Source organism: Streptomyces sp. XY431 (genome assembly GCF_001279805.1).
Lineage (GTDB): Bacteria > Actinomycetota > Actinomycetes > Streptomycetales > Streptomycetaceae > Kitasatospora > Kitasatospora purpeofusca.
Genome location: NZ_LGDO01000160.1, coordinates 1 through 7,071, shown reverse-complemented (window position 1 = coordinate 7,071; position 7,071 = coordinate 1). Strand labels below are relative to the sequence as shown.

Below are 7,071 nucleotides of genomic sequence, written 5' to 3'. Positions count from 1 at the left end.
CGGACGCGGCTGCGGCTGGGGCGGGGCGGCGGCTCGTACGACCGGGTGCTGGCCCGGCTGGAGCGGGCCGGGGCACGGCCGGTGCTGGCCGTGCTGCTGTACGAGCACGAGCTGCTGGAGCGGGTGCCGGCCGAACCGCACGACCGGCCGGTGGACCTCGCGCTGACCCCCTCCGGCACCCACCGGCTGGGGTGAGGCGCGGCAGAGGGCGCCGGCGGAGGGCCCGGGCGGAAGGCATGACGAAGCCCCGTGCCCCCGGACGGATCCGGGGGCACGGGGCTTCGACGGCGGGCGGGCGTCAGCCTGCGGTCAGCGTCAGCTTGTGCTTGGTCGCCCTCTCGACCGCGTCCGGCGAGAAGGACCAGTTCAGCAGTTTGCCCTTGAGCCAGAGGTCGGTCTGGTCGTTGTAGTTGTCGTGGAAGGCATGCCCGGAGGCACCACCGACGATGATCCAGCGCGAGGCGTCGAGGTCGTTCAGGTCGACCACCATGCGCATCGAGGGGATCCAGTCGACCTGGTACCCGGCGGCCGCGTTCCAGCCCGCCGCGTCGACCGCCGCCGAACCGCCGGAGAGCCGGTAGGGGCCGCGGTTGAGCAGCTGGTGGACGACGCCCGAGGCGATCGAGGAGCTGTCCGAGCCCATGGTGCGCTCCCGCAGCTCCAGCTTGTGCAGCCGGCCCCAGCTCCAGGTGGTGATGTCCTTGGTGAGCAGCGAGGTGAGCTCCTGGCGGGCGTTGGTCATCGCCTCGCGCAGCAGGTTGTCCAGGCCCTTCTGCTCCTTGTGCTGGGAGTCGATGTACGTCCACCAGCCGCTGTCGGGCTTCTCCAGCTGCTGCCGGACGACCTCGTTCCAGCGGTCGCCGCCGTCCGGCTGGGCCTTGCCCGGGTCGCGGGTGCCGCACTCGGTGACGATCTTCGACTTGCTGTCCGGCCTGGTCGGGTCGATCTGCTGGCGGACCAGCAGGCAGTTCTCCTCGGCCCGCAGGTCGGCCGGGAACTTCTGGCCGAAGGCGAGGGTGAGCAGCTGGCGCCAGACGCCGTTGTAGTAGGCGGCGGCGGCCGAGTCGGCGTCCTGGTGGAAGTTCCAGTCCTTGAGCAGGTCCTGCGCCTCGCGCACGTAGGGGTCGTCGACCTCGACCTTGAGCAGCATCGGGACCAGGGTCTTGGCCAGGATGCTGGTGTTGTCGAGCTGCATGTCCTGCATGTCGTCCGGCGAGATCTTGCCGTTGTTCTTCAGCCGGGCCTCCAGCTGGTCGGTGATCTCCTTGGCCCGGGTGCCGTACTCCCAGTCGGTGGTCAGCGCGGGCTTGTAGCTCGGGTCGACCACGGCCTGGTTGGCGGTGACGATGTAGCCGCTGCTCGGGTTGAGGCTCCAGGGCATGGCGCTGAACGGGACCGGGTCCTTCTTCCACTGGTAGGCGGAGTCCCAGCCCGGCGCCGGGTAGCGGCCGTCGCCCTTGCCGCGCACCGGGATGTAGCCCGGGGCCTGGTAGCCGATGTTCTTGGCGTCGGCGTAGACGAGGTTCTGCGACGGGACGGTGAAGTCGGCGGCGGCCTTCTGGAAGTCGTCCCAGTTCTTCGCCCGGTCGAGCGCGAAGACGGCGTCCATGGTGCGGCCCGGGATCAGCGCGGTCCACTGCAGGGCGACGCCGTAGCCGCCGGTGCCCCGGTCCGGGGCGGAGGCGCCGTTGGGCGCGTACTTGCCGACGTTCTGCTGCTCGGTGCTCGGGTCGGAGATCAGCGGGGCGCCGGTCTCGGTGGTGCGGACGGTGATGGTGCGGTCCTCGCCCCCGGCGACCTTGATGGTCTCCTTGCGGAGCTCGAACTTCTTCTCCTTGCCGTCGACCAGGTAGGTCTCGGGGCCGGTCACCTTCTCCAGGAAGAGGTCGGTGACGTCGGCGCCGAGGTTGGTGAAGCCCCAGGCGATGTCCTTGTTGTGGCCGATGACCACCCCGGGCATGCCGGCGAAGGTGAAGCCGGAGACGTCGTACTGGCAGGTCGGGGAGACCGTCCGGCAGTGCAGGCCCATCTGGTACCAGACCGAGGGCAGGCCGGGGCCGAGGTGCGGGTCGTTGGCCAGCAGCGGCTTGCCGGTGGTGGTGTGGCTGCCGGCCACCACCCAGGAGTTGGAGCCGATGCCCTGGCCGTTGCGGCCGAGCAGCTCGGGCAGCGCGTCGATCCGGTCGGTGACGCCCTTGAGCAGCGCCGAGGTGGCGGCGGCGCCCTGGGCGGTGCCGGCGGCGGTCCCCTGGGCGGCCGGGGCCGAGCCGTCGGCCGGCTTGTAGGAGGTGCCGTTGACGGTGCCGGTCTTCACGATCGTGCCGTTGCGCGCGTACGGGTAGTCCGGGTACAGCTCGGCGATCTTCTCCGGGCTGAAGTCCTGGGCGAGCAGCGAGCGGTCGATCTCCTCCTGGAGGTTCCCGGAGAGGTCCCAGGCCATCGCCTTGAGCCAGGCCACCGAGTCGACCGGGGTCCACTGCTCGGGCTCGTAGTCACCGTTGACGACGCCGAGCACGCCGTACTCCACCGAGGCGGCGGAGCCGCCCGGGTGCTCGGCGAGCCAGGAGTTGACCCCCTCCGCGTAGGCCTGGAGGTTCTTCTTGGTGTCGGCACCGAGGACGGTGTCGAACTCCTTCTGGGCCACCTGGCGCCAGCCCATGGTGCGGATCATGGCATCGGTGTCGACCTGGCTGTCGCCGAACATCTCGGAGAGCCGGCCCGCGGTGATGTGCCGCCGGACGTCCATCTCCCAGAACCGGTCCTGGGCCTGGACGTAGCCCTGGGCCCGGAAGAGGTCCTCGGAGCTGTCGGCGTAGAGCTGGGGGATGCCGTTGGCGTCCCGCTTCACGTCGACCGGCGCGCTCAGGCCCGCCACCTTGACGCTGCCGTCGACCTCCGGGAAGGACGCGCGGACCGCGGCCACCCCCCGGTAGCCGCCGTAGCCGGCGCCGGCCACCAGCAGTACGACCAGCACGATCACGATCAGACGGGCGCGCCGGAACTTTTTCGAGCGGGGCATCTGGGTCCTTGCGGTCCTCACTGGGGGGCGGGCGGACATGTCAAGGGCACGGGGCCGTGACAGGGCACCACATTAGGCCGACTCGGCTGGCGGCCGTGCACGGGGGACGCTCACGGTGGGATCGGAGGAGGTCAGAAGGAGGTCAGGAGGAGGTCGGAAGCCCGGGCCGAGGGAACGCGTGGCCAGTGAACCTAAAGATCTGGCAAAATGTTAGACTGAGTAACGATCCGCAAGGGGAGTAATTGGCGCCCCCGGTCGCCACCCCTGTCGGGACCCCGTCCGCCCCCGCCACGTCCGAGGTGCCCCTGCGTGAATGTCGACCACCTGAACCAGCTGCTGCTCGAGTTCTCCGTGATCCTGCTGGTCGCGGTGGTCGCCGTGCGCGTCTCCACGAAATCCGGCCTGCCCAGTCTGCTGATCTACCTCGGCATCGGGGTGGCGCTCGGTCAGAACGGCCTCGGCATCTCCTTCGACAACGCCGAGCTCACCCAGGTGCTCGGCTACGCGGCCCTGGTGGTGATCCTGGCCGAGGGCGGCCTCAAGACCAACTGGCGCGAGGCCAGACCCGTGATGGGGGCCGCCACCGTGCTCGCCACCGTCGGCGTCGGGATCAGCGTCTTCGTCACCGCGGCCGGAGCCCACTGGCTGGTCGGCCTGGACTGGCGCACCTCGCTGCTGCTCGGCGCGATCGTCTCGTCCACGGACGCCGCGGCCGTCTTCTCGGTGCTGCGGACGGTGCCACTGCCGCGCCGGCTGACCGGTCTGCTGGAGGCCGAGTCCGGCTTCAACGACGCGCCGGTGGTCATCCTGGTCGTCGCCTTCGCCACCGTCGGCGAGCCGGACCCGTGGTACGTCCTGATCGGCACGATCCTCGGCGAGCTGGCGATCGGTCTGGCCGTCGGCGTCGCGGTCGGCAAGCTCGGCGCGTACGGCGTCAAGCGCGTCGCCCTGCCGTCCTCCGGCCTCTACCCGATCGCAGTGCTGGCCCTCACCGTGCTCGCCTACGCCGGCGGCGCGCTGCTGCACGGCTCCGGCTTCCTCGCCGTCTACGTCACCGCGGTGATCCTCGGAAACTCCAAGCTGCCGCACGGCCCCGCCGTCCGGGGCTTCGCCGACGGCCTGGCCTGGATCGGGCAGATCGGCATGTTCGTGCTGCTCGGCCTGCTCTGCGCCCCCGAGTCGATGGGCTCGGCCGTGGTACCGGCGCTGGTGATCGGCACGGTGCTGGTCTTCGTCGCCCGGCCGCTCTCGGTGGTGCTCACGCTCACCCCGTTCCGGCTGCCGCTGCGCGAGCAGGCCCTGCTCAGCTGGGCCGGCCTGCGCGGGGCGGTGCCCATCGTGCTGGCCACCATCCCGATGGTGTCCGGCGCGCCGATGGCCCAGGACGTCTTCAACATCGTCTTCATCCTGGTCGTGGTCTTCACCCTGCTCCAGGGGCCGACCCTGCCCTGGGTCGCCAAGGGCCTGCGGATCGGCGACGGCTCGATGGGGCAGGACCTCGGCATCGAGTCGGCCCCGCTGGAGAAGCTGCACGGGCACCTGCTGTCGGTCGCACTGGCGCCGGACTCCCGGATGTCCGGCGTGGAGATCGGCGAGCTGCGGCTGCCGACCGGGGCGGCGGTCACCCTGGTGGTGCGGGAGGGGAGCAGCTTCGTGCCCGACAAGACGACCGTGCTGCGCGGCGGCGACGAGCTGCTGGTCGTCACCACGGACGCGGTGGGCGAGGCGGCCGAGCGGCGACTGCGGGCCGTGGACAAGGGCGGCAAGCTGGCCGACTGGCTGCACGGGCGCGGGACCTGAAGGTCTCGCGCGGAGTTCACCTTGACTTAACAGGACAACTTTGGATCCGTCCTGTAGTGTCGAGTCCAGCGCGACATCTACGCGCGTATAACCATTGTTTGCTGACACACCACACCCCAGCATCTGCCTGAAGCAGAGTTGGCGCGACCGCTCGGCGGCCGCGGCCCGGACCCGGCCCACCGCCGGACCGGCCCGGTAACTACCCCGGTCGACGCGCGAGAGGACGACTCTCGGCGCCGTCGGGGCCACCCCATGCCCTGCCGCGCTACCAGGCAGCAGGAAGGACCGACCGTGACGGCCCGCCGAACGGTCGAGAGCGTCGAGGACGCCGAGAATGCCATGCCCGAGGCCGACGCCACGGGTTACGCCGACGCCGCGGTCAACGCGGACGCCGCGCCGGCCCGGGTCGGCTACGGGGCCCTGCTGCGCACCCCCGGGGCCTGGACGTTCCTGACCCCCGCGCTCCTCGCGCGGCTGCCCTACGCGATGCTCAGCATGGGGATCCTGCTGCTGGTCAAGGACACCCACGGCTCCTACGGCACCGCCAGCACGGTCGCGGCCGTCGCCGCCGTCGCCCAGGCGCTGATCGGCCCGCAGACCGGGCGGCTCGCGGACCGGTACGGCCAGGCCGCCGTGCTCGTCCCGACCGTCCTGGTGCACGCGGCCTCGGTCGGCGCGCTGATCGCGCTCGCCCTCGGGCACGCGCCGGCCTGGAGCCTGTTCCTGGCCGCCGCCCCGGCCGGTGCGAGCGTCCCGCAGATCGGCGCGATGGTGCGCGCCCGCTGGATCTCCACCTTCACCGCCGAGGGCGCCTCCGCGTCCTCCGCCGCCAAGGTGAGCACCGCCTTCGCCTTCGAGTCCGTGACCGACGAGTTCACCTTCGTCGTCGGCCCGATCCTGGCCGCCGCCGTGGCCACCTCGGTCAACCCCTCGACCGGGCTGATCGCCGAGGCCGCGCTGACCCTGGTCGGCGGTCTGGCCTTCGCGGCCCAGCGGCGCACCGCGCCCGCCCGGGTGGTGCGCGAGCCCGGCGTCCGGCAGGCCTCGGCCCTCGCCTCCCCCGGCGTCCGGCTGCTGGCCGGCACCTTCCTGGGCGTGGGCGCCGTCTTCGGCGGCCTGCAGGTCTCGGTGAACGCCTTCGCCGACTCGGTCGGCCGGCCGGGCGCCGCGGGCACGGTCTACGGCATCTTCGCCGGCGGCTCGATGCTGGCCGGCGTGCTGTACGGCATGGTCGCCTGGCGGCGGTCGGTCCAGCAGCGGATGGTCATGAGCTACGGCCTGCTGGTGCTGGGCTGCTCGACCCTGTGGGCGATGCCCGACCTGGTCGCGCTGTCGGTCGCCGGGCTGGTCTGCGGCCTGGCTATCGCACCGACCCTGATCAGCGGCTACACCCTGGTCGAGACGCTGGTCGAGGACGGCGCCAAGACCGAGGCCTTCACCTGGCTGACCGGTGCCATCGGCCTGGGCCTGGCGACCGGCGCGACAGCGGCCGGGCGGCTGATCGACGCGCAGGGCCCGACGGTCGGCTTCCTGGTGCCGGTCGCCGGTGCCGGTCTCGGCCTGATCGCCCTGGTCTCGCTGCGGGGGCTGCTGGTGCCGGCCGGAACGCGCAGCACGGTGGTCGCCGGCTCGGTGGAGCGCGGTGCGCCCGCCGGGCTGGTGGGGGCCGTCAAGGGCTGACCCGGGGCCGGAACCGACTCATCTCACATTCGAGTCGCTGGACTGATCCTTCGGAATGCCGCATCATTGAGGATCGTTAGCACTCATCAGGCGAGAGTGCCAGGAGGAAGACAAGTGCCCACGTACCAGTACCAGTGCACCGAGTGCGGCAACGGCCTGGAGGCGGTGCAGAAGTTCACCGACGAGCCGCTGACCACGTGCCCCGACTGCCAGGGACGGCTCCGCAAGGTCTTCTCGGCGGTGGGTGTCGTCTTCAAGGGCTCCGGCTTCTACCGGACCGACAGCCGCTCCTCCTCCAGCAGCTCGGTGGGCTCCGGCTCGTCGTCGTCCGCTTCGTCGACGTCGTCCTCGGGCTCCTCGGCGGGCTCGTCCTCGTCGGGCTCCTCGGGTTCTTCGGGGTCCTCGGGTTCTTCGGGGTCCTCGGCCCCCGCCGCCAGCCCCGCTCCGGCGGCCGGCTGACCTTCGGCCGGGCCACCGCGCCAGCTTCTCGGACGGCCCGCCGTTCCCGTTCTCCACGGGTGCGGCGGGCCTTTCGCGCGTTCCGGGGCGGGTGTCCTGGGGGGCGGGTGCCC

Annotated in this window: 5 protein-coding genes; 4 read left to right on the top strand and 1 reads right to left on the bottom strand. The window is 71.6% G+C overall.

The genetic code is table 11. The features are described from left to right. Nucleotides 1-195, top strand: a 195-nt coding sequence (locus tag ADK60_RS18250) for a 5-formyltetrahydrofolate cyclo-ligase (protein WP_234371135.1), incomplete at its 5' end; no start/stop codon positions are given. A 103-nt stretch (nucleotides 196-298) separates the two neighbouring features. Here the strand turns inward: ADK60_RS18250 and ADK60_RS18245 are convergent. Next, nucleotides 299-3,019: a penicillin acylase family protein gene (locus tag ADK60_RS18245; protein WP_053647298.1), complete on the bottom strand. Its 2,721-nt coding sequence runs from the start codon at nucleotides 3,017-3,019 to the stop codon at nucleotides 299-301. Nucleotides 3,020-3,328: 309 nt separating this feature from the next. Between ADK60_RS18245 and ADK60_RS18240 the strand changes: the two genes are divergently transcribed. From ADK60_RS18240 to ADK60_RS18230, 3 genes are all read left to right on the top strand, one after another. Next, nucleotides 3,329-4,819: a potassium/proton antiporter gene (locus tag ADK60_RS18240; RefSeq protein WP_079008475.1), complete on the top strand. Its 1,491-nt coding sequence runs from the start codon at nucleotides 3,329-3,331 to the stop codon at nucleotides 4,817-4,819. 339 nt (nucleotides 4,820-5,158) lie between these two features. After that, nucleotides 5,159-6,499 carry an MFS transporter gene (locus ADK60_RS18235; protein WP_053647300.1) on the top strand — a complete coding sequence of 447 codons (1,341 nt, stop codon included), beginning with the start codon at nucleotides 5,159-5,161 and terminating at the stop codon, nucleotides 6,497-6,499. Nucleotides 6,500-6,613: 114 nt separating this feature from the next. Then, complete coding sequence (locus ADK60_RS18230) at nucleotides 6,614-6,958, top strand: FmdB family zinc ribbon protein (protein ID WP_053647294.1); 345 nt, start codon at nucleotides 6,614-6,616, stop codon at nucleotides 6,956-6,958. The last annotated feature ends 113 nt before the right edge of the window (nucleotides 6,959-7,071 follow it).